Annotated in this window: 15 protein-coding genes; 8 read left to right on the top strand and 7 right to left on the bottom strand. The window is 39.4% G+C overall.

Features of this window, described 5'->3' with window-relative positions; translation table 11 throughout:
• Positions 1–288: 288 nt before the first annotated feature.
• From FCR06_RS28650 to FCR06_RS33140, 5 genes are all read right to left on the bottom strand, one after another.
• Positions 289–6,132, bottom strand: coding sequence for a type I polyketide synthase (locus tag FCR06_RS28650; RefSeq protein ID WP_138505856.1), 5,844 nt, complete (start codon positions 6,130–6,132; stop codon positions 289–291).
• A complete protein-coding gene (locus FCR06_RS28645) occupies positions 6,125–11,449 on the bottom strand; it encodes a non-ribosomal peptide synthetase (RefSeq protein ID WP_138505854.1) in 5,325 nt (1,774 codons plus the stop codon). The genes FCR06_RS28650 and FCR06_RS28645 overlap by 8 nt, the downstream gene beginning before the upstream one ends.
• A 587-nt stretch (positions 11,450–12,036) precedes the next feature.
• Positions 12,037–13,029, bottom strand: coding sequence for a DUF3102 domain-containing protein (locus FCR06_RS28640; protein ID WP_138505852.1), 993 nt, complete (start codon positions 13,027–13,029; stop codon positions 12,037–12,039).
• Between the two features lie 558 nt (positions 13,030–13,587).
• On the bottom strand, positions 13,588–14,574 hold the full coding sequence (locus FCR06_RS28635) for a DUF3102 domain-containing protein (RefSeq protein WP_138505850.1): 987 nt from the start codon (positions 14,572–14,574) through the stop codon (positions 13,588–13,590).
• A gap of 456 nt (positions 14,575–15,030) precedes the next feature.
• Positions 15,031–15,174, bottom strand: a complete 144-nt coding sequence (locus FCR06_RS33140; protein ID WP_223280341.1) for a hypothetical protein — start codon at positions 15,172–15,174, stop codon at positions 15,031–15,033.
• A gap of 603 nt (positions 15,175–15,777) precedes the next feature.
• Between FCR06_RS33140 and FCR06_RS28630 the strand changes: the two genes are divergently transcribed.
• The 4 genes from FCR06_RS28630 (at position 15,778) to FCR06_RS28620 (ending at position 17,630) form a co-directional block, all read left to right on the top strand.
• On the top strand, positions 15,778–16,503 hold the full coding sequence (locus FCR06_RS28630) for a VOC family protein (protein ID WP_138505848.1): 726 nt from the start codon (positions 15,778–15,780) through the stop codon (positions 16,501–16,503).
• Between the two features lie 49 nt (positions 16,504–16,552).
• Positions 16,553–16,726 (top strand): hypothetical protein, encoded by a 174-nt coding sequence (locus FCR06_RS33135; RefSeq protein ID WP_189523618.1) that lies wholly within the window; start codon positions 16,553–16,555, stop codon positions 16,724–16,726.
• Positions 16,727–16,834: 108 nt separating this feature from the next.
• Positions 16,835–17,158 (top strand): MbtH domain protein, encoded by a 324-nt coding sequence (locus FCR06_RS28625; protein WP_138505846.1) that lies wholly within the window; start codon positions 16,835–16,837, stop codon positions 17,156–17,158.
• Positions 17,159–17,408: 250 nt separating this feature from the next.
• Positions 17,409–17,630, top strand: coding sequence for an MbtH family protein (locus FCR06_RS28620; RefSeq protein WP_138505844.1), 222 nt, complete (start codon positions 17,409–17,411; stop codon positions 17,628–17,630).
• Positions 17,631–18,025: 395 nt separating this feature from the next.
• On the opposite strand, the gene FCR06_RS28615 is transcribed toward FCR06_RS28620, so the two are convergent.
• Positions 18,026–19,189, bottom strand: coding sequence for a Fic family protein (locus FCR06_RS28615; protein WP_138505842.1), 1,164 nt, complete (start codon positions 19,187–19,189; stop codon positions 18,026–18,028).
• 367 nt (positions 19,190–19,556) lie between these two features.
• Entirely contained in the window at positions 19,557–22,199 is a 2,643-nt protein-coding gene (gene alaS / locus FCR06_RS28610) for an alanine--tRNA ligase (RefSeq protein WP_138505840.1), read from the bottom strand.
• Between the two features lie 142 nt (positions 22,200–22,341).
• Here alaS and FCR06_RS34450 point away from each other — a divergent pair, with 142 nt between their 5' ends.
• The 4 genes from FCR06_RS34450 to FCR06_RS28595 form a co-directional block, all read left to right on the top strand.
• Positions 22,342–22,470: a hypothetical protein gene (locus FCR06_RS34450; RefSeq protein WP_262984719.1), complete on the top strand. Its 129-nt coding sequence runs from the start codon at positions 22,342–22,344 to the stop codon at positions 22,468–22,470.
• Between the two features lie 27 nt (positions 22,471–22,497).
• Positions 22,498–22,698 (top strand): heavy-metal-associated domain-containing protein, encoded by a 201-nt coding sequence (locus FCR06_RS28605; RefSeq protein WP_138505838.1) that lies wholly within the window; start codon positions 22,498–22,500, stop codon positions 22,696–22,698.
• A gap of 1,206 nt (positions 22,699–23,904) precedes the next feature.
• The gene (locus FCR06_RS28600; protein ID WP_138505835.1) at positions 23,905–24,930 is read left to right on the top strand and encodes a GGDEF domain-containing protein; all 1,026 of its coding nucleotides are present in this window, start codon (positions 23,905–23,907) and stop codon (positions 24,928–24,930) included.
• Between the two features lie 130 nt (positions 24,931–25,060).
• A partial coding sequence (locus tag FCR06_RS28595; protein WP_138505833.1) for a helix-turn-helix domain-containing protein occupies positions 25,061–25,287 on the top strand: 227 nt, incomplete at its 3' end.

Here is a 25,287-nt window from a genome sequence, read left to right as displayed (position 1 = left end):
TAATGCTTTAAAATTGATTGATAGTTATCAAAATCTTCCTGATAAAATGAATATCATTTTTCTTTGTATCAAAAGAGAATTCAATTTATTTAACTTGCTAAATTTACTTTGAAATAAAAGTTTTATATTTACATAAATAAATTATCAATTTAGTTCTATAATTGAATATTTAAAATAGTTAAAACCGTGATTGTGACTAGATGTCCCACTTTTAATAATTTTAATTCTTGATAAAGAATAACTTTAGCACTCTCAAACTCCATCTAGTTTAACTTTTTCAAAATTTGCTTAAACTTCAGATAATTTTTCTAACTCCTCGATGATGGTTTCTTCAATAACCAAAGCCAATTCAGATACAGAGGGTGCTTCAAAAAGGGAACGAACAGATAGTTCTATCTGAAAGTTTTTACGAAGCTGAGAAATTAATACGGTTCCGATTAAGGAGTCTCCTCCTAACTCAAAGAAGTTGTCATGAATGCCTACTTGCTCAATTCCTAATAACTCTTGATAGATATCAGCAATCTTGGACTCGCTTTCACTGGTAGGAGCAACATAAGCATTTCTCAATTGGGGTCTTTGGTATGCTGATTTGGATATGTTAGTTTTCTCTAAGACTTCCAAGGAAAATTTCTGCTCAACCTCAGTCTGTAAATCTTGCGTTGATACAACTATCTGAGGCACTGTGCTAGTGAAGAGAATTCGTTTAAATGCCTCAATACCTTCTTCTGGTGTCATTCCTGGCGCAATCTCTTTCTCTGTTAGAGCTTTATACTGAGCTTCTACGGCTACTGCGGTTCCTAAATTGCTCCATCTATCCCAGTCAATGGCTCTAGTAAAGTTGCCATATTTAGAAACACTGTAGTGAGCAAACGCATCAAGAAAGGCATTTTCAGCAATGTAGTCTACCATCCCTGTTACAGGTTGAAAGGTACTATTTGATGAACAGAGTACAAACAAATCCAGTTTGGCATTCTTAAAGAGAATATCAAGGATTTGTGTTCCCCTGACTTTCGGTGCAAGAGTACTTGCTGCTGCTGCTTTTGTTTTGAGTTGAATCAGGCCTCCCCCTGGAACTACTGCGGCATGAATCACCCCATGAATCTGACCAAATCGATTATTTGCCTGAGCGATCGCAGCCGACATTTGTTCGAGGTTGACAACATCGGCGCTGACTAACAATACCTCTGCACCCAAAGCCTCAATCGCTTGTAATTTTCGGATTTTACAGCTGATGCTGTCGGATTCATCGTGAGTGGATAGCCATTGTGACCATTCGTGGCGATCAAGAAAAGGTGATCGCCCAGTCAGGATCAGTTTTGCTTTGACAGTCTGTGCTAGAAACTCTGCTAACACTAGACCAACGCCTCCTAATCCACCGGTAATTAAATAGACTCCTCCTTTTCTCAAGCATGTTTGTTCTTCAACAGTTTCATCCAGTCGAATTGGCTCAAAGGTTTGTACCCAACGATGATTGCCCCGGTAGGCGATAATTTGCTCAGATGGTTGAGTATGTAGTTCGTTCACTAGTTGGTCTACGAGTTTATCTTGTTGCCAACTTTCTACAGGAAGAACGACATCAATACTACGACAGTTGATATTTGGGTACTCCATCGGAATAATTTTACAAGGCCCAAGAACTAGTGCTTTTTCTGGAGACAGCGCCTCTTGACCGGTTAATTCCTGCATATTATTTGACACAATTGCAATTTCTAGGAAATCTGTGAGATTTTGTTCTCCAATTGCCTGCGTTAGAAATAGCAAACTGTAAAAGTCTAAGTCTTGGGAGTCTCCGGATTCAAGTCCTAATTCTGGGCGATCGGGCGGTGTCACACTCCATAAATATACAATTGTTTTTGGGGTCAAATCTAGGGCGCAAAGTTCTTTGAGTAGGGTGTGATAGTCATCCTGTTGTTGAGGATTGATTGTGTATTGTTGACCACCTACATCTGGAGAAGATTTGCTCTGGTTACTAAATTGCTCTCCCTTGTTGACGGAAATAACATTTTGGTTCTCAAGTTGGAGTCGCTTCACTAGTTGGGCACCCAAGCCACACTCATCGACAAATACCAACCAGCATCTTGGCTGAGTCAATTTAAAAGGCTGGGGCGGCATTGAGCGTTTCCAGGATGGGATATAGAACCAGTCAGCAATGTCCGGCTTTTTATCTGACAAGACTTGAGGCAGCTTGTCAACCTTGCCATTGGCTAAAGCTGTAAATGCTGCTGGTGCTGATAATCCTGTTGAGTCAGCAACCTGAGCAATAAATACATGTTCGCCAAAGGCTTCAAATTCAGAGAAAGCTGCCACCTCAACAAAACCACAGGATTTTAGGGCTTCTTGCCACTGCTCCTTTGATAAAAATGGATTAGCCATGTTGCGGCTGCCTTTTTCATCTTCTATGGGATTCATGATTAGAGCATCAATCATGTCCGACTCTGGTCTAGGTTGAGTGATTTCCCACAGCAGTAAGAAGCCTCCAGGAGCTAATAAAGAGCGAACATGCTCTAGGGTTTGTTCGATGTTGCGGGCTATGTGCAATACATTTACAGCTACCACTACGTCAAAGCTATGACTTTTGTAACCCTGCTGTTGTGGCGATCGCTCGATGTCTAGTAAGCCATATTCCACAAAAGGATAGGCACTAAACTTATTTTTGGCTTCTTTGACAAAAAAACCACCGACATCGGTAAAAGTATAGTTTGTATGTGGGGATGATAGCACAGGTAGTAATTCCACTGTGGCAATCCCAGTTCCACCGCCGATTTCTAAAATTCTCAGGTTCGCGTCTGTTGGTAAAATTGTTGTCAGCTTTTGCAGCATTGCCCGCATAATGCCTCTTAAGTAAACTTCAGAGGGCAAATTTTGTCGAGAAATTTCTCCTTGATTGACTAATGTCGCAACGTGTAACTCCAATGGTTCTTTTTCACCAGTCAGCACAGCTACCAGATTTTCACCAAAGATTTGGATCAAGTTGATGTTTTGAGGTGTATCTGCCCATCTAACTCTGACTTGTTCAACAAGAGTATTGATATCCTCTGTTGACGATGGTAAAAAGTTGGTAAATAGTCCCTGCTCTTGCTGTAACTGACCTTGCTCTACAAGTACTTCCAACCACCTAGACAACAATTCACGATATTTAGGAATAATAGAAGATTGCTCAAATAATTCCTCAAGAGAATACTTTTTGGCTGAATCGCTAAATGCACCTAAACGCTTCAGAGCAAAGCTCATGTAAGCAGTACATAAACTATCTAAGCATTGTTTGTTTGCTCGATAAGTTTGGTCGTCAAATCCCAAACTCCCTTGAATCGCTTGCATCTGAGCAGCTGCTACCAAAGACTTGCAAAGCTCTGATGCTGTCGCTCTGGGGTGAAACTGTCTGGGTGGAGGTGATGTTTGTGGTTCAATCCAGTAACGTTGACGCTCAAAGGGATAAGTCGGTAAGGGAAGGCGATGACGGCGCTCGGCAGCATAAAAGCCCGACCAATTAATCTCTACTCCTGAGAGCCACAACTGACCTAATGTCTTAAGCAAGAAAGCCAAATCTGGCTGTCGCTCGTAGGAATGCCTCAGCGAGGAGAGTACGACTCGACTTGTAGAAAAGCCGTTATCCAAACACTGTAAAGCTAAACTACTGAGCGTTTGTCCGGCTCCCACCTCCAAGAGAATTGGATTTTGTTTTTCCCCCAATTGTTGAATTCCATCTGCAAAACGCACAGGTTCACATAGATGCTTTGTCCAATATGTGGGATCAGTAGCTTCAGCTGCTGTAATCCAGTTTCCCGTGACATTAGATAAATAGGGAATTTGGGGTGGCTGGAGGCTGATAGTTTTTACTAAGTCAGTGAATGGTTGGGCGATCGCATCCATCATGTTTGAATGAAAAGCATGGGAAGTTTGCAAACGCCGACACGCTAATCCTCTTTGAGTCAACTTGCTTTCTAATTCATCCACAGCCTCTATGACGCCAGCAATTACACACTGTTGCGAACCGTTGATTGCTGACAAACAAAGATTCTCATTCAACAAAGGACGCACTTCTTCCTCTGAAAGGGGGACAGCCAACATTGCGCCACTTGGTAATTCCTGAATCATTTGCGCTCTTTTCGCAACAAGAGTTAGAGCATCTTCAACAGAGAATACTCCTGCCAATGTAGCTGCAACGTATTCACCGATGCTGTAGCCAATCATTGCCGTAGGACGAATTCCCCATGACATCCACAACTGCGCCAAGGCGTACTCAATTACAAAAATAGCTGGCTGAGTTAGAGCGGTTTGATTGAGTTTTTCAGTGGTTATATCTGCTTGTTCGACACCACGACCTAACATTTTTCGCAAATCTAACCCAGTGCCCAGAGTGCTTTTTTGCTGAGTGTGATTCTCACTGTTTCTACTGGGATAGAGGACATCTCGCAAATCTTGACCTAGAAGCGGTTTAAGAAATTCACAACAGTAGTCGATTTGTTGGCGAAATGTCGGTTCAACTTGGTAAAGTTCAACAGCCATATTGACATATTGAGTACCAAGCCCTGGAAACATGAAGGCTAGGGAGCGTTCTTCAGTTTGTTGAACATTGGTAAGTAAGCGCTTTGGATCTGCAAGTGCAGCGATCGCATTTACAATATCTTGACAGACAACTGTCTGGCGATGCTCAAAAACTTGTCGTCCACACTGTAATGTATAAGCAATATCTGCAAGGTTTAAATCCGGATGCTGTTTGAGATATTCTGCCAGATTGACAGTAGCGCTTTTTAATGCCGAGTCTGTTTTCGCTGAAAGTACCAATAACTGCCAAGGACGAGAAGGACTAGATTCTGGCAAGGTTGGAGCTTCTTCTAAAATGACGTGAGCATTAGTCCCACCTATACCCAGAGAACTCACACCTGCACGGCGAGGAGTATCAGTAGTTTGCCATTCCCTTAGCTTGGTGTTGACGTAAAAAGGACTATTAGCAAAATCAATTTCCGGATTCGGTTCTTCAAAATTTAAGCTGGGGGGTATTTGTTGATGTTTGAGAGCCAAAACGGTTTTGATTAAACTTGTAACTCCTGCTGCTGCGTCCAAATGACCGATATTCGTTTTCACTGAACCGATTGCACAAAATCCTTTTTTATCAGTACTTTCACGAAAAACGTTGGTTAAAGCAGAAATTTCAATCGGATCGCCTAAAACAGTTCCCGAACCGTGAGTTTCTATATAGTTAATTGTTTCAGGTTCCACATCTGCTAAAGCAAGTGCCTCTGCAATCACTTGAGCTTGTCCGTTCACACTAGGTGCTGTGTAACCTACTTTACCAGAACCATCGTTATTAATAGCACTACCTTTAATTACAGCATATATATTGTCACCATCGGCGATCGCCTCAGCTAACCGCTTTAAAATTACTACTCCAGCGCCATTACCAATAATCGTTCCTTTTGCTTTGGCATCAAAGGCGCGACAGTGACCGTCAGGTGATAAAATTCCCCCTTCTTGATGCAAATACCCTGTTTTTTGAGGAATGCGAACAGATACTCCACCAGCCAAAGCCATATCGCATTGATAATTTAATAAGCTTTGACAAGCTAAAGAAGTTGCCACCAAGGAGGTAGAACAAGCTGTTTGTATCGTCAGACTTGGGCCGGTAAGATTTAATTTATAGGAAACGCGAGTAGCAAGGAAATCTTTATCATTACCAATCATTTTTTGGAAAGTGTTCGCTGAGCCAATTTGGTCGCGGTTGAAATTAAATGATTGATAATTATTTAAACTAGCGCCAGCATAAACACCAATTCTACTTTCACAGCTTTGGGAAGCATAACCAGCATTTTCTAGTGCTGACCATGCACATTCTAAAAACAAACGATGCTGCGGGTCGGTAATTTCTGCTTCTTTGGGATTAAAACCAAAGAATGTAGCGTCGAATAAATCGATATTTTCTAATATGGCTCCAACTTTTAAATAATTGGGATCGTTGAGTAGTTCTGGTGAAACTCCAAAGGCAATTAATTCTTCATCTGTAAACGCCGAAATTGACTCAACTCCATTAGATAAATTCTGCCAAAAAGTAAAAATATTCTTAGCATCAGGAAAGCGCCCAGCCATTCCAATAACAGCAATACCTTCTAGTAAATGATTTGTAGCGCTAACCATAATTCTTTTTACCTTGTTTGCTCAATAATTGCTTTTGGCGATTAATAGCCTCAATTTGCTTATTTGCGCGTTCGCGTGTGACTGCAAAAGAAAGTTCTTGTTTTTGACTAAAATATTCGGCTAAAGAGTAAATAGTCGGGTTTTGAAACATCGTCACTACTGATATATCTCGCTGCAAAATTGCCCGTAGTTTGTAATTAACCTGAAGCATCAATAGTGAATGTCCACCAAGGTCAAAGAAATTATCATGAACACCTACTTTATCTAGATCCAGTACCTCTTGCCAACATTTTGCTATCTGTTGTTCCATTTCCGACTGAGGTGCTTGATAAGTAGTCGTTAATGTTGGGCGCAAACTTTCAGGTACAGGTAAAGCACGACGATCTACTTTTCCGTTCGGTAAAAGCGGTAAAGCATCTAAGAAGATAAAAATACCAGGAACCATGTAATCAGGTAACAGTTCTTTTACATAACTTCGCAGTTCGCTAATTGTAGGTGTTTGGTCTGGTAAAAGAACAATATAAGCTACTAATTGTTGCACGCCTGGTTTATCTTCTCGTGCCAAAACAACAATTTCCTGTACTGCTGGATGTTCGAGCAATACATTCTCAATTTCACCTAACTCAATCCGAAATCCTCTAATCTTGACTTGGCGATCAATTCGCCCTAAATACTCTAAATCTCCATCAGGCAAATAACGAGCTAAATCTCCAGTTTTATATAGCGGTGATTCTAGTTTATGACTAAATGGGTTAGATATAAACCTTTCCTTTGTTAACTCCAGTCGATTTAAATAACCTCTAGCCAAACCAGCACCACCAATATAAATTTCTCCTGGGATACCAATTGGTACTGGCTGCAACTTAGTATCAAGTAGATAAATTTGTGTATTGGCGATCGGACGACCAATAGTTACCTTTTTATCTATATTTACTTGAGTAAATGTGGAATAAGTCGTATCTTCAGAGGGGCCGTAAAGATTGAAAACCTTTTGAATATGATGATTTTGATAAATCTGCTGTACAAGTTGATTTTGTAATGGTTCGCCAGCAAGATTAACTGTTTTAACACAAGAGGGTAGACCATCTATTCGCAGTAGTTCTCCAATAATGCTTGGGACTGTATTAACTAAGCGAACATCAGCAGCCAATAAGGGTAAATGCAAAGCATTCTCTACGAGAATCACTTTACCACCCCAACTGATGGGAACAAACAGTTCAAATACTGATAAATCAAAGCAAATGGAAGTTGATGCTAAAACTCCAGCAAGGTCATCATTGGTAAATACTTCCCTTGACCATGTTAATAAAGCAACACAATTTTGATGCTCAATAGCAACACCTTTCGGTACACCGGTAGAACCAGAAGTATAGATGACATAAGCTAAGCTGTTGGATTTTACATCACTAAATAGATTTTCTCTACTTTGTTGGCTAATTAATTGTGAATTATCAATACAAACAATAGATACATTCGATTTAGCAAACAATTCAACTAGATCGCTTTGAGTCAATAGTACTTTCGCTTGACTATCTTCTAGCATGAAAGCCAAGCGTTCCTGGGGATAGGCTATATCTAATGGTACGTAAGCCCCACCAGCTTTGAGAATAGCTAACAATGCAATCAGTATTTCTGGGCTGCGCTTGATGCAGACACCGACAATTACTTCTGGTTTCACTCCTAGTTCTTGTAAGTAGCGTGCTAGTTGATTCGCTTGGTTGTTTAGTTCCTGGTAGGTTAATTTTTGGTTTTCAAAAATAATAGCAATGTCAGATGGCGTTTTGTCAACCTGTGCTTCAAACAGTTGATGAATACATTTATTTTGTGGGTAATCTGTCTTAGTATTATTCCATTCAAATAATAATTGCTGTATTTCAGGTGACGTTAATAGTTGCAATTCAGAAATAGATTGTTGGGGATTGCTAACTATGCTTGATAATAAAGTTTGGAAATGTCCCAGCATCCGAGCAATAGTATCTGGACTAAATAAATCTCTGTTGTACTCGCAAGTTGCAATCAATCCTTGCTCGGAATTCTCCATAAACAATGTCAAATCAAACTTAGATGTCCCGTTGTAACCCTCTTGATAAGTAACATAGACATCTGACAGTTTGGGATTTGATATTGGTACATTTTGGAGAACAAACATTACTTGAAATAATGGATTGTAACTCAAATCTCGATTTGGCTGTAGTTCTTCTACTAACTTCTCAAAAGGTAAGTCTTGATGAACATAAGCTTGTAAAGCTGTTGACTTGACTCGTGCTAACAACTCCTGAAAACTCAGGTCGCCAGATAGGTCTGTACGTAGGACTAAAACATTGACAAAAAATCCAATTAATGAGTCAATTTCTGCTTTGTTACGATTGGCAATTGGCGAACCGACTAAAATATCAGTCTGACCTGTATAGCGATAGAGCAAGGTTTTAAAGGCTGTCAGCAAGGTCATAAATAGAGTTACTCCCTGCTGACGACTCAAATTCTTTAGTTCTTTGGTCAGAGTTTGGCAAAGAACTAATTTTGCTTGAGCGCCCTTGAATGTAGAAAAAGGCGAGCGCGGTCGGTCAGTTGGTAAATTCAGTACAGGTAACTCACCCTGCAACTTTTGTTTCCAATAAGTCAATAAGCGATGGATGCGTTCCGAATCCAGCCATTTTCGTTGCCAGTTGACAAAATCTCGATACTGAATGGGTAGTTCCGGAAGTGGTGAAAGTTTACCTGTGGAGAATGCATCATATAATGCAGCTAGTTCTTTGATCAGAATGCTAATAGACCAACCATCTGCAATTATATGATGCAGAGTTACAACCAATTGATAACTTTTTTCATTTAATTGTAAAATTTTAGTACGCAAAAGCGATTGAGCAGATAAGTCAAATGGCTGCTGTGCGAATTCTCTAGTTAAACGTTGGGCTTCTTGGGTGCATTCGTTTGTGTTCAGCGAAACTCCTACAAAGTCACTTCGTGAACGCAAATCTTCAAACTGCAAAGTTAAGGGTACAGCTTGATTGATAACTTGGACGGGTTGTCCATTCACCACTGTAAAGCTTGTGCGTAAGACTTCGTGTCGTCTCACAATCTCATTGAGACTATCTTGCAAGGCTACTAAATTAATCCAACCTTTGAAGTTAATAACTATAGGAATATTATATGTAGGAGTATCCGGATTTAGTTGATTGATAAACCACAATCCCTGCTGAGCAAAAGATAGAGGATGAACAGATGTATTTTTTTCTATTTGGGTGAGAGATAATGATGGTAGTACAGCTGTTGTTATTTGAGCCAGGAGCTTAGTGACAAGCCCAAGCATACTCATTCCTTCAAAGAAGTCTGCTACAGATACCTCTACTTCTAAATCAATTTCAATCCGGTTTTTCAACTCAAATACTTTTAAAGAGTCTAGTCCGAGAGTGCTTAATGGTTCTTGAGTATTAATATCATCCGCTGCGATAGAAAGTACTGCCGCCAAAAGTTCAATCAGATATGATTCTAAAACTGGTTGACACTCCCTTGGAGAAAGTGCCAATAGTTCAGAACGTTGTAATTGAGTTTGTTTTCTGGCAATATCGCTAATCTTAAGAATGTCACTTTCAACTATATTCAGTTCGCCATTTTGAAACTGAGTACGAGTTGCACGACGTTGAATCTTACCACTAGAAGTTTTAGGTATTGTACCTGGTTTGATTAAAACCACTGCATAAACTTGTACTTCATGTTCTTCAGTAATAGCTTGCCGAATTGCACGAGCTACTTCTGCTAAATTCGGTTTGGCACGAAACTCTAATTCTTGTACAAGTACTAGTCTTTCTTCGTTATTAACTTCTACTGTAAATGCTGCATTAGCACCGGAACGTAAGGATAGATGACTGCGTTGGGCACTTAATTCTACATCTTGGGGATAAATATTTCTCCCACGAATAATAATTAAATCTTTTGCTCTACCTGTAATGAAAAGCTCACGATTATGCAAAAAGCCTAAGTCACCAGTCCGTAAAAATGGCCCCTCTCCTGTATCTTTGAGATATGCGTGGAATGTTTGCTCTGTTTCTTCTGTCCGATTCCAATAACCTTGACCAACACAAGGGCCAGATACCCAAATTTCACCAACTTCATCTGATGAACAGCGAGTTAATTCGGGATTGACAATCACAATCTCTTGTTGAGGAATTGCTTCACCGCAACTGACAAAGCTTTGGATATCTTGATGGGTAGTTGCTTCGACTATCTGATTGTGTGAAAGCGCAGATTTTTCTACGGTTTTGACTTGAGCTAAAGCTGTTTTGCTCCCACCAGAAACTATCAAAGTTGCTTCCGCCATACCATAACAAGGGTAGAACGCCTCTGGACGAAAGCCACACTCGGCAAAAGTGGTTGCAAATTGCTCAAGAGTCTCTTGTCGGACTGGTTCAGCACCATTAAACGCAACACTCCAACTACTTAAGTCGAGAGTTTCTCTTTGCTGAGTAGTAATCCTTTGAATACACTGTTGATAAGCAAAATCAGGACCGCCACTCGTGGTGCCTTTGTAGCGGGAAATCGCTTGTAACCAGCGGTAAGGTCGTTGTAAAAAAGCTGCTGGCGACATTAAGATGCAACCAAACCCTCCATACAAAGGTTGCAAAATCCCACCAATCAATCCCATATCGTGGTAAACAGGTAGCCAGGAAACAAACTTGCTGTCGGGTGAATGTTCCATCATTTGGTAAGTTACTGCGGCGTTGTGCACCAAGTTACCATGAGTGAGCATCACTCCCTTTGGTGTGCCTGTAGAACCGGATGTATATTGCAGAAAGGCTAAGGTATCGGCATTGATTGCAGGTTGTTTCCAAGAATCTTCTAGACCCTGTGCTATGTTGTCAGTTGTCAGCCAGCGAAAATTTCCCTGTTTTGTTTGTGGTATGAGTATTGATTGTAATGTGGGGAGCATTGCTGTTGTAGTCAGAGCAACACTTGCCTGTGCATCTATAGTAATCGCTTGTATTCTGGGCGTATTACGTTGATTGCGAGGCGGATAAGCTGGAACCGCCACAACTCCGGCATATAGACAACCAAAAAACGCTATTAAGTAATCAAGTCCAGGAGGATACAGTAATATCGCACGTTCCCCACTCAAACCCAGAGCTTGCAATTGAGCGCCTACAGCCCGACTGCGCCGATCCAATTCATGGTAAGTCAGCGTTAATTCTATTGTCTCTCCATCTTCGAGGAAAGTGAATGCTTGTGTGTGCGGCATCTTCAGACTGCGATCGCCCACAATATCAACAATAGTTGTACACTGAGGCGGAATTTGGGAAAATTTATTGATAATTTGAGTCATTATTATGCCTCAGGCGATCGGATGCAGGTAAATACTGATATTAACGTTATACTCACTTTTGCCTAAACAAGGGTTTGAGTCGGTTGTTGTGGGAATGTTAGTTTAAAGACCGACTTAAAATATACCAAACCTTAAATACATATACCTTTTGATTACTCAAAGTGATATTTCTACAGAATTACAGCATAATTCAGGAGTCAGAATTTAGAATTTACAAGTAAAACACGCTTTATTGCTGGCTACCAGACTCAGCTTGCGCACTTAACTTTGAAATCTACTGTATTTAATTCAATTGGAAAAACTTAAACAACAAACCTCAATGTTGCTCTAGGGAAGACAGGAGAAAATTAGTAAGTCAGCCATGCAAGCTTTGATATTGCTAGTTATTTTCATTTAGACTTTCTTCACATTACAAGGGATTGTGGCGTTTGGCAATCCTGTATTAATAGCTAATAATTATCAATATCTAAAGAATGTGTGATTTTAGACTATCTAACTAAATAATTTATGACTTTGGATAGGTATCAACGACTGGAAATCGAGTACTTTCAACGACCGGATTTGGCTGAAGATAGAAATTCCGTAGTTTAAGGGTAGTCCAATGGCTCAGATTTTAATCCAGATTGGGCGATCGCTCGACGACAACGCTCAATATTCGGATCTCCTGCAAATACTCGCCTATTGAGTTGATGAGCGATTTGGATTGCATCCCCACTTGCTAGCCAGGGAAAAATTACTATATCCCCAGATGTGGAAAACATTTTGATTAGCTGTTCAATCAGTTGGTCTTTTAAATCAGATTCTCCAAAGATAATCACACTCTTGGCTCGTTCAACTAACCAATCGTGATCCCAGTCATCAGAGGTAATGGCAATAGCAAGGGCAGCAAAGGGTACGCGTTCAATGAATTCTAGTGAAGCGGTATCGCCATAGAATACAAAATGTTGCTTTTGGAGGACAAACCAACCCGACCCTATTTGATCATGATTTACAACAACAGGCGAAACTGAAGCAGTTTTTGCCATAGTAACTTCTAAATCTGGTGTTTCAACTTTAAGCGCTTGCTTCGTAAGCCCACTTACAATCTCTGGCTTAGAAATAAGAGGCTGTGGCAGCTTAGGCAAAGCAAGAGTCGAGATCAATTTTGACTTTTCTTCCTTAATTACTTGACGAATACTCTTATAAGTGATGGTTTTACCTTGATGAGCGCGTTGGAGAATTTCCTCGCGGACGTTTTGTGGAGTTGATGGTGCTGCCAAAAGATAGAGCGCAGATGTGGCAATATCTATTTGTGCAAGACTTGCAGGTTCAGCCAATGTTTCATAAACATTAATAAAATTGTAAGCTGTGCGTCGGCTCCAACCAAACTCAGCTTTGAGCCAAGTCTCAAACTGTCCGTGTTTGAGTTGAGAACGTACCTCGGCTAGTTTGTGACCAATTTCCCAAATATCCTGTGCTGAACGCCGTAAGCACTCTTTAATTTCTCCAGTTCGCTGCTGAATAACAATACGTTGTTTACAATCCAAGATTTGATAGTCAAAACCAGTGACTACTTGGCTCTGTTTTTTTAACTTGCTCACAATTTATATAGATTATTTACAAAAAATTTCTTATAGCCAATTATTGTCTTGATTGTGCGTAGCATCCAGTAAGGCGATCGCTAAAAAAGATTTCAATCATAACCAAGTTCTCAGCGAGTGTGCAAAAAATTTATCCAAGTGATATTGAAATCGGATAAGAAGTATTGTTTTAAAATTAATCTACAAACCGAGGTTGATGCTTTTCGGATTTTGTCCCCAATATTTTTGCCAATGCTAGCAGACTTTGCCAAATTATTGCTCAAAACAATTCCGAACTCAATGGCAAGGATGAGTTAGTCAGCCAAATTAACGATTTTGGTTGCATCGTCAGGTTTTGGAATGGAGAGTATGCGATTCGTCTCGAGTGTTACGATTACTCACCTTCGGAATATCAGCAAATATAACAAATCAGCGATCGCATTAGTTAAGATATATTTCAGTGCGTTGGTAGAATTGGTTCAAAAGTGCTTGGATTCTTTAGGAAATACTCAACCGACCTTATTTAACTACTTGAGAAGAAAAATTGTTTCGGGAATTGGGATCGGAACATTCAATCATCTAAGGGTAATCTAATGGCTCAGATTTTAATCCAGATTGGGCGATCGCTCGACGACAACGCTCAATATTCGGATCTCCTGCAAATACTCGCCTATTGAGTTGATGAGCGATTTGGATTGCATCCCCATTTGGTAGCCAGGGGAAAATTACTATATCCCCAGATGTGGAAAACATCTTGATTAGCTGTTCAATCAGTTGGTCTTTTAAATCGGATTCTCCAAAGATAATCACACTCTTGGCTCGTTCAATTAACCAATCGTGATCCCAGTCATCAGAGGTAATGGCAATAGCAAGGGTTGCAAAGGGTACGCGTTCGATGAATTTTGGTGAAGCTGTATCGCCACAAAACACAAAATGTTGGTTTTCGAGTAAAAACCAACCCGACCCTATTTGATCATGATTCACAACAACAGGCGAAACTGAAGCACTCTTTACTACAGTAAGTTCTAAATCTGGTGTTTCAGTTTTGAGTGCCTGCTTAGAAATTAAACTCACAATCTCTGGCTTAGAAATAAGAGGCTGTGCTAGCTCACATGAAGCAGGAGCAGACTTTGATTTTTCTGACTCAATTACTTGACGAGTACTCTTATAAGTGATGGTTTCGCCTTGATGAGCGCGCTGTAGAAGTTCCTCGCGGACGTTTTGTGGAGTTGATGGTGCTGCCAAAAGATAGAGCGCAGATGTAGCAATATCTATTTGTGCAAGATTTGCACGTTCAGCCAATGTTTCATAAACATTAATAAAATTGTAAGCTGTGCGTCGGCTCCAACCAAACTCAGCTTTGAGCCAAGTCTCAAACTGTCCGTGTTTGAGTTGAGAACGTACTTCGGCTAGTTTGTGACCAATTTCCCAAATATCCTGTGCTGAGCGCCGTAAGCGCTCTTTGATTTCTCCAGTTCGCTGTTGAATAACAATACGTTGTTCAGAATCCAAGATATCATAGTCAAAACCAGTCACTACTTGGCTCTGTTTTTTTAACTTGCTCACAATTTATATAGAGTACCTTCTACATAAAATTTATCATAATCAATCATCAGTTGATTTTCATCTGTGAGAGTTTAAATTTAACTACTTTTGTCATACTCCTAAATGTAGAAATAAATCAATTGAAAGCGCCACTTCTAGGTAAGGAATAGTCGCCCTGATGCTTGGGGCATACATAAAGCAGAGGGAGTTAGGTATTTTTTTCTTCATCTGTGCCCCCCTGCTCCTGTTTACTCAAGTCAGCGTTAGGGGTTCCTGCTTGACTGCTCCCCATTCCCTATATCTAATGCCAGAGGTATGGTTTTCAGACAAGAATAACTAATCTGCTGTAAGAACTATAAACTATCGGCGAAGATTTGAAGTAAGTCGCTTGATATTTTCTTGATTTAATGATAATCTTTATTATTAAATAAATTCAGTTGCTCAAAAAAGTTTTTTCAAGGTCTTACCAGCCCTTTACTAAAAATGGGGAATACAATCTCCTAAGAGCAGCTTAAAATCTACCTTTTGACTAATTTTGTTATGGATTGAGTCAATAGCGATCGCATATTGCTGGCGCTTTACACCATCACAACCGTTGATGATTGCCAGCCCGAGAAACATCGGCACAAAACTTGATTCTTTCCGTAGCTCGTCAAACTTTTCGATTTACTGAACTTTATTTATTAACAATGAGAACGAATAAAAAGTAGTTTATAATACTAAACTTGTGTATGGTTAGACTTAAGTACTTAGTAATCTATTACTCTTAAAATAGAACTAGAATCACTTTACTAAGAGTAAACATAGTTTACAAAAAGTAGTCTATAGCACCATTTATGATTTAGAATTCGGGATTTTAGATTGTGAAAAAACTAGTCAATAAGCTTTTTAAAGATTCATCTGTTGCAATTCTTTTTTAACTATCTCCAGTTATAGCTTAGCAGTGGCGCGGTCTTGGGGAGCCACTATGTAAAGTAGCCCTCATCCTGGGGCTTTGCATTGCTAGCGATGGGGAAGGATTGAGCCTTTGGCTGACTCCCATTAGCGATAGCGAGCTTGCGAGCGTTACCTATTTGCTCAAAGCGTTGGTAGGGTCTTCTATATTTCTCCACGACACAGAGTTAAGTTTCCACAAATAGATTCTTGAGCAAGGGTAATCTCTTTACCTAGCTAGAGTCTAGATTTGAGTCCAGCAAGAAAAATTAAAGCTGAGAATTAATTGCCATGCAAACAACGTCACCCCAGGTAAGGGTGGATGATTATTTTCTAGAGGTAGATCACATTTTTGTCTGTATAACAAAAAACGCTGAAACTATTTCAATTCTTGAACAACTTGGTCTTCACTGTTCAAATGACTCGGTACAACATGTCAAACAAGGGACAGCCTCAAAAATAATTTTTTTTGAGAATACCTATCTGGAGTTAATTTGGATAGAAGATAAACATTTAGTAGAACAGCAGTCTGTGCAAGCAGGCATTTACACACTAACTCGCTTTCATGGGCAGGATACAGGAACATCACCCTTTGGTGTCGGTCTGCGTAGAAAGTTAGATAGAACTAACTTGGTATCAGATTCAACTTTAGACTCGGCTGAGTGGATACCATCCCAGATGTCAATTAGTTTTGGCACAGAAAATCTTGTGAATCACCAAGAGCCTTTTTGCTTTATAATTCCTGACTGTATTGCTCTAACAGCTTGGCTCGATCCTTCATTAACAGCACATCAGCAGTTAATTTCTCATCCTTTGGGTATCAAAAAGCTAACGAACGTAAAAATTACAATTAATAGCGACAAAGATTTGACTGATGCTATATCTTTAGTTTGTACACATAGTGCTGTAACTATCGAACGAGGGGAATCTCCCCTACTAGAGTTGACCTTTGATGAAGGTATAAGAAAAAAAATTCTTGATGCCCGACCAATTATACCAATTTTGTTTAAATATTAAAACACAGCTTGATATCGCTGAGGAAAAGAATGTCAACTGAAGTATTACTATGCCAACAATCGTAAAGTATTGCAAAGCTTACTCTTTTAAAAAATTACGTGAGTTTAGTCTGAGAATAAAATGTGCTGAAAATATAAGTCAAGAAAACAAGTCAGTTGAAGGGAAAGAAGTTGAAATTAAAAAAAATGAGAATGTCATTTTGGATAAAATAACTGATGAATAGCAAGAGTATTGTAAAAAACTAGCATTTTCAATTTCAGTCTCAGAATCAGTAAAAGTACAACTTTCAACAAATCAAAACAAAAGTTATTCTTAAAGGACAGATATACATATGAATGAATTAGTGCAACGTTTGTCAGAAGGGGAACATTCCGTTGAAGCGAGTTTACAACCTGAAAAAACAGCTACAGCACTCAAAGAAAGTATAGACCGAGGTTATGTTCACATCAAATTTACCAATACTAATGGAGGTACTGATTTGGGTGTCAGACTTGACACAGAAGCGTCTAATTTCCAAGAAGCTGACTTTGAGCATCAAACAGGAAGAGTTCATTTAGTTGGTAATTTGACATTAAATTATGTGAAAGTTCGATGTGTTGCAGATATTGAACTGGCAACTTTAGAGGGTAAGGGACACCTTGAACCTGTGGAATAGTGAGATTTAACCGTGTAAATTATTGTAAAGCAGTTGTTTATTAAAATAAAAGCCTCAGTCATCAGAAAAATAAATTAAAATTTGTGTGAATGACAAATGATTTAATGGCTTTAAGATATCGATTAAATCATAGATTTGATGCAAAATAATTAGTGGGGGATTCACATCTACCAGTAATTGATTCTGACTTGTGAATTCTTCTTTAATAAATCTTGCAAACCATATTTAATTAAACATCAGGAGACAAATTATGTACCAAGACGACAAAGAAGACACAACAATTTACAAAGTTGTAGTCAATGATGAAGAACAGTATTCCATTTGGCCAGCCTACCGAGAAAACGCACTCGGTTGGAAGGATGCTGGCAAAAGTGGTTTAAAACAAGAATGTTTAGATTACATTAAAGAAGTTTGGACTGATATGAGACCGCTTAGTCTTCGCAAAAAAATGGAAGAAGCTGCTGGGGGTTAATTATAAACGCATTAGAGTTGCATATTTATATCAGGTTCGATTGAAGACTATCATTAGGACTGACCCAGGAAGTTCTAAATAGTAAATTATTATCCGAACTTGATATCAAGGGTTAACTGGTTTTCACTGGTGGATTAAAATCGGGGTTTAATCGTAAGTGATTTACCGAACATGATATTAGTTGTTAAATTAGGTTAAATGAGCAGGCATGAATTACTGCATCAACCTTAGTATGCCGATAGTATATTGTTTGACTCAATTTTAGTGTGATGTCTCCTGATTCGTTGTTTTACGGATAGTTGAGTGAAGCGATCAGATATTTTAAAAGCTGTTACTTAACTTTGAGTTTCACTTAATACTGCTAGCTAAAAGCAATTTATTTAGGAAATTAACTGTTATTGATTCGGTAAATCGCTATAAGCAATGTCCAAGATGTGGGAAGCAAAGTAAATTTTTGGACGCTCTTGTATATCTGATTCTATAAGAATGCCAACAGTTATCAGCCGTTCTATATCAGCACGCGCAGTAGGATAGGATATACTACACATTTCTGCTAATTGTGGAATGGTGATGGCTGGCGATTCAAAAAGGTGATCGATAAGCCGATTAAGTCGAATATTACCGTTAGATTGAGCAAGCAATTCCATATATTCAGTGCGAAGGTTTAGCAGCATATCAAAACGTCTGATTGCATCCCGTGACTGTTCAATAGTTCCACGGAGACAATAAGCAATCCAGTCTTTCCAGTTTCCTTTTGCACTCACCTGAAACAAGAGATTAACATACTCATCTTTGTATTTATCAAAAAAAGCACTTAAATATAACCAGGGTTTACTGAGTTTGCAATGTTCGTAAATCATTAGTGAAAGTAGTAATCTACCTACCCGACCATTGCCATCTAAAAACGGATGGATTGCTTCAAACTGATAATGCACCATGAAACAGACAATCAAAGGATCGATATGTTTTTCTTTGTGAATATACTTCTCCAAAGCATCCAAACACGGCATAATCTCGTTGGGAGGTGGGGGAACAAATCGTCTGTCTGAACCAATGTGAACTTGAGAGCGACGAAAATTTCCCGGATCTCTATGAAAACCACGCACTCCAGATAGAAGTTCTTGATGAATACTCCGGATCAGGTTTAAAGAAAGTGGTCTTTTTTCCAATAGGTCTAATCCTAGTTCTAATGCCCTATTATAATTCCAAACCTCTTGCCAAGCATTCACAGGATCGTCGGCTGACCGTGGTTCTCTGGGTTCAATCTCAAACAGCAATAGTTGTTGGGGCGTAGCATAGGTTCCTTCCAAGCTAGATGAACGTAATGCTTCGCGCCGTTGTAACGGACGCAACAACAAATTATAGTTGGGCATATATCTGCCAACCCCATCAAGCCTTGCTAGTTCCTCACGTGCTTGAACTAATAAAGACCATGTTTCGCTAGGAAGCTCCCATTTATCTGGTAAAAGATCAGGAATAAATGCCCAGTCCTTGCTGCCCTCTACTGATATCTCCCAAAGTTTACCTGAAGCGCTCTCCGTGAATACTGATTTATCCATGTCTGATATTTTTATTCAAAAATAAACTTTAATTGTAAACATATGAATTAAAATTTAAGGCGCTTTTTTTTAATTCACAAGTTTGAATTAAAGTATTCTACTAGTAATCGCTCTGAATTGTTTGCCTGGTAAAAAGTTTAGCTATTCAAATTTATTGAGAAAAAGTTCGTTTTTTCTCAATAAAGACCAATTATTTTTGATAGATACCAAAAATACTCGTACACACCATGTATTTAATGACTTTTTACATACGTAAATAAGTTTCTAGTTTAGAGTAAAAAAATGGGTCTTGCGTTCGCCTAACCCATTTAGAAAATTCCTAATATTTTTTCGGCAGGCAAGATGCCTGCTCAACAATAAACTTCAATTAACCCAACGTGGCTTTTAACTCACTTTGCGCCTGTGCCAAAGCCTCTGGTAATTTACTCGCATCTCTACCGCCTGCTTGGGCTAAGTTTGGTCTGCCGCCGCCACCGCCACCGCAGATTTTCGCAATATTACCGACAAATTTACCAGCTTGCAGTCCTTTTTTGTTAACTTCTGGACTAAAAGCCGCAACTATGCTAACTTTTCCAGCTTCCGGAACAGAACCCAGCACCACCGCACCGTTACCGATTTTTTGCAATAAGCGTTCGGCTGCGGTTTTCAATGATTCTGCATCAACGTCTTCTAATTGGGCGACAATTATTTTAGAATCGCCGACAATTTGGGCTGTTTGTAGTAAGCTGTCAGATTTAGCGATCGCTAATTGTACCTTCAAGCTTTCCAATTCTTTCTGGCTGGTTCTGAGTTCGGTTTGCAGACTGGTGATTCTATCTGGTAGTTCTTCGGGTTTAACTTTAAAGCGATCGCTCAAATCTTTAACTACTTTATCCCGCAGGTTAAGATAATCTAACACTGCTGGCCCCGAAACTGCTTCAATCCGCCGCACGCCAGAAGCAATTCCAGCTTCGGAAATAATCTTAAACACGCCAATCTCAGCAGTATTACTGACATGAGTGCCGCCACACAATTCCATTGATACGCTGGAAAAGTCAATTACTCGCACATCCTCACCGTATTTTTCCCCAAACATGGCAACGGCACCTCTAGCTTTGGCTTCTGCTAAAGGTAATACCTCCACTTTTGCCGTATGCGCCTCAGCAATCCAAGTATTGACCTGTTCTTCAATTTGTTGCACTTCTTCTGCTGTCAATGCACGCGGACAGTTGAAGTCAAAGCGCAATCTATCAAAGGAAACCAGGGAACCCGCTTGCGATATGCCCTCATCGACAATTTTCTTCAACGCCGCTTGCAGTAAGTGGGTTGCAGTATGGTTAGCTTGGGCGCGACGCCGACATGCGCGATCAATTTGCGCTGTTACAGCATCTCCTACACGCAGTGTACCGCGTTCGATGCGTCCGAAGTGAATAAAGAAATCAGACTCTTTCTTCACATCTTCCACGCGAATCACAATTCCATCACCGGAGATATAACCGCGATCGCCGATTTGTCCCCCAGATTCAGCATAAAATGGCGTTTGGTCGAGGACGATTTGTACTTGTGTTCCGGCTTCTGCTTCCTCTTGGGAAACACCTTCGACCAAAATTGCTTCGACTTTGGCTGTCGTCGTCGGTTGGGTATAACCTAAAAACTCAGTAGCGTGGATGTGTTCTGCTAATTTGTCGAGGGAACCTTGCACTGTTAAATCAATGCTTTCATGTGCTGCTTTGGCGCGTTCCACCTGCTTTTGCATTTCCGTATCAAAGCCTGCTTCATCCACTGTCAGATGATTTTCTTCGGCGATTTCTTGAGTAAGTTCTAGAGGAAAACCGTAAGTGTCGTATAAAGTAAAGGCACTTTCACCGCTAATAGAGGTTTTGCCTTGCTGTTTCACCTCTTGGATGATTTCTTCTAGGAGTTTTTCGCCTCTATCCAGCGTTCTCAGGAAATTAGATTCTTCACGTTGCAACTCAGCTTTAATTGCTGCTTCCCGTTGCCGCACATTAGGATAAGCTGATTCTGAAAGAGCGATCGCAGTTTCGGCAACTTGGGTAGTAAATTCACTACTAATCCCAATTAATCGCCCATGACGCACCACCCGCCTAATTAATCGCCGCAGCACATAACCTCTTCCGACGTTAGAGGCGCGAATTTCATCAGCAATCATGTGGACGACAGCGCGAACGTGGTCGCCAATGACTTTTAGGGAAACTTTGGTTTTTTCATCGCTACTGTGGTAATCAATACCAGCAATTTGGGCTGCTGTTTCGATAATTGGAAAAATCAGGTCAGTTTCGTAATTATTCGGCACTTTTTGCAGGATTTGCGCCATTCTTTCCAAACCCATGCCGGTGTCGATGTTCTTGTTTTGCAGTGGTGTTAAATTGCCCTCAGCATCCCGGTTATATTGCATGAATACGAGGTTATAGAACTCGATAAACCGGGTATCGTCTTCTAAATCTATATTTTCGTCGCCGCGTTCGGGGTGGAAGTCGTAATAAATCTCCGAACAAGGACCGCAAGGGCCAGTCGGCCCAGACACCCAAAAATTATCGTCTGCACCCATGCGCTTAATTCTCGCTATTGGCACACCAATTTGATCGCGCCAAATGCCAAAGGCTTCGTCATCATCTTCAAAAACGCTGACGACAAGGTTTTGGGGAGAAAAGCCAAAGACTTTGGTGGAAATTTCCCAACCCCAAGTGATCGCTTGTTCTTTAAAATAATCACCAAAGCTGAAGTTACCCAGCATTTCAAAGAACGTGTGATGTCGTTTGGTGCGTCCGACGTTTTCGATATCGTTAGTGCGGATACATTTTTGGGAAGTCGTAGCCCGTTTAAATTCTGGTGTGCGCTGTCCCAGGAATATCGGCTTAAATGGTAGCATCCCCGCGATCGTCAGCAGCACGGTTGGGTCTTCTGGCACGAGGGAGGCACTTGGCAGAGTTTGGTGACCCCGTTGAGCAAAGAAGTCAAGAAATATTTGGCGAATTTCGTTACCGCTTAGGTGTTGGGGATTTGAAGACATGGGAGTTTTTAACTTTTGACTGATGACGGTTAATTGATGACGGTTGACTGATGACGTTGAACAGTTAACTATGATCTGACTTTTGCTTTGACAGCAGGTGTATTTTTATTAGCAGCTTTATATATATTTTGCATTTTGTTTGATGTTACTGCCAGCCAACTGTGCTACTCGGTGGCTAAATCCAGCCATTGCGATCGTTTTAGGCTATTACCTTACTCTGGTAGGATGTGCGATCGCTAGACACTGGTTTAAATTAATCCTTAAGAAATAATTTAAAAATTCCATATCTTGGTAAAAAATGGCACTAAAACTGAAAGTATCAAATATTGCTTGTGACGGGTGTGCAGATACAATTACTGAATCAATCCACGTTATGGAACCTGATGCTAAGGTCGATGTCGATGTTAACGCTAAAACTGTTACCGTAGAATCCGCAGCTTCTGAAGAGTCAATCAAGCAAGTGATTGTTGCTGCTGGTTACGCTGTCGAAGGTTACTGAATCCGATTCTCACATTTTAAAAAAGTCGACATCTCAATAGTTTAGGCTACGTTAACAAAACCTTTTTTCTGATTTTTGCTCTTTTGGGAAGTGGAATTTAACTAATCTCTCCGCCTTGGAGGACATTTTAAAATCTGGTTTTTTTATTTAGCTTTGTTTTGTACATCGATGTATTTATCGTAAATTTAAAAATGTGAATAAAATCAATAAATACACAGAAGTATAAATAGAGAAGTTTTTTGTGCTGATAGTACATTGTAAAAATCTGGCTCAAAACTGACTAAAATTATGAATTTATCACCATACGAATTCTTTTTAGAATCGTAGGGGAGATTAGGATTTGCAAAAACTCATTTAATCAGAGGTAGTTTTGCAATACTTGACTTAACATTTTTTATTTTTTAGAATATTCAATTAAGACCTAATCTCTAAAGGTAAATACTAAATCAAGCCAATTTTCATGAAGGTAAAATACACAATGTAAGTCTCAAAACTTAGCCTCAAGCCTGTTTTACTTCTAAATTATGTAGTAAAGATAAAGTCAAAAAAATATAAATAGATTTAACCCACGAAACCGGTTTTAAAAGCCTCACACAGAGTAAAAGTCTCTTAGATTTTAGGAGTGATATACAGAGGTATTACATTCTATTTGCTCAAATTAGTGTTTATTTTATTGACTAACTTCGGTTTTTACGGTTAAAATGAAAACTTTATAAAATTTTTATTTTTTGATTTGTCAGCAATTTTGCTGGCAAATATGATGATTATTAAAAATGTCTATGTTGATAATTTATTCAGGTAAATAATATCCTATAAACTACAGGAATGCTTTTTAGATTGATATAAAATTTTCAGTATTTATACTGTTTAAAAAACATTGTGTAAAGAAGACATTGTTTATTATAAAGAATTTGAGTAAAAAAGAGTAACTATTAAGAGGAGATTAAAATTGAGAGCTTTTTTTAAATTTAGCGTTAAAAACTCAAATAACAAGAAACATAGCTGAGCGAAAAGCATCATTTAAAAGTAAAAAGATAAAAGTAGAACTGAAAAATCAAACTTCTCCAGAATAAATTAAAATCTGGGAACCATTCTTATTTATGACTGATTTTAATTTTTACTTTTACCTAATTCGTTAAATTTAGTATTAAGCAACAAAGTTTTAGTAATTTAATCTTCTGAAATTTTAAATCCTGTAAAAAAGCAATGAGTATTTCCATTTTGGTTTTTGGAAATAATAACTTTCGCAACACACTTCCACATCAGTTACATCATGTGATCGCTTTTAATGTAGAAGTTATGGAAAATCTAAATCAGGCGGTGTCGTACATTCAAATGACACCCCCTGATATCATACTTGTGCAGGCTAGCCTGGATAGCAGCATGGAATTGTGCAATTGGTTGAAAGAGCAAACAAAACTATCGTGGATATACTGTATTCTGTTTGAAGATCGTCTCCAACAACTGATTGATAGAAAAAAGTATGGTTGGCAGAAGGAATTAGAGATGACTGCTACGGCGTTAAACCAAGGAGCTGATGCTTATATTTGGCATCTGATGGATGAAAGAACAGACCATAGCTTGGCAGAACTGACCGCTAATCACGGGCTAATACTTGCTCAATTAAACGTTGGCTTGCGGAAAGCGCAAAAATATCGAGATTTGATTCGGACAAATGATTTATTATCAGCGATCGCCTTAGCCGATTCATTGACACAATTAAATAATCGCCGTGCTTTAGAATGGGATTTACCCAGGCAAATTAAAAAAGCGAAAACTCAGAAAACTTCCTTGAGTTTGATTATTTTGGATGTAGATCATTTCAAAAAAGTTAATGACACTTATGGGCATTTAGTTGGCGATCGCCTTTTACAACTGCTGTCTCAGCGTCTACGACACAATCTCCGTTCTCAAGACACTGCATTTCGCTATGGTGGTGAAGAATTTGTGATTCTTCTGGCTAACACTACTGGTGAGGAAGCGCTAATCGTAGCCCGTCGTCTCAACCGCGTAGTCAGCGCTGAACCATTTTCACTCAGTAATAAACAGACAATTAATATCACCATTAGCTTGGGTACAGCGTGTTTAGAAGCTGACGATGATGAACAAGGAGAAAGTCTAATCCATCGTGCTGACCAATGCTTACTACAGGCTAAAACTACTGGGCGTAATCGGGTTATTGACTCAAAGTACTTATCTCATGTCCCACATCTCAAAGCTGTATCTTCGTAAAAGTGGAGAATGAGCCTAAGGTATAGAAAGTGTTGAGTTATATCATGTCCAGCTAATCACTTACAGCGGTTTTCAATTGAGTAGACTACAAAATGTATAAACTAGAAGAGTAATAAAAATACTCACAGTAATGCCTGCTGCCTACTCAAATGATCTACGCCAACGGGTAATTGATGCTTATACAGCCAAGGAAGGGTCACTTCGACAACTTGCAGACCGCTTTCAAGTAAGCTTATCGTTTGTCCAACGGTTAATTCGTCGCTACCGAAATATAGGACAAGTGACTCCAAAACCTCATGCAGGTGGAGCGATCGCTAAAATCACAGTCGAGAATTTATTAACAGTGCAGCAGCTAGG

This window comes from Nostoc sp. PA-18-2419 (genome assembly GCF_005869855.1).
Taxonomy (GTDB): domain Bacteria; phylum Cyanobacteriota; class Cyanobacteriia; order Cyanobacteriales; family Nostocaceae; genus Nostoc.
The sequence above is the reverse complement of the archived record's forward strand: the minus strand, read 5'-3'. Positions and strand labels throughout refer to the sequence as shown.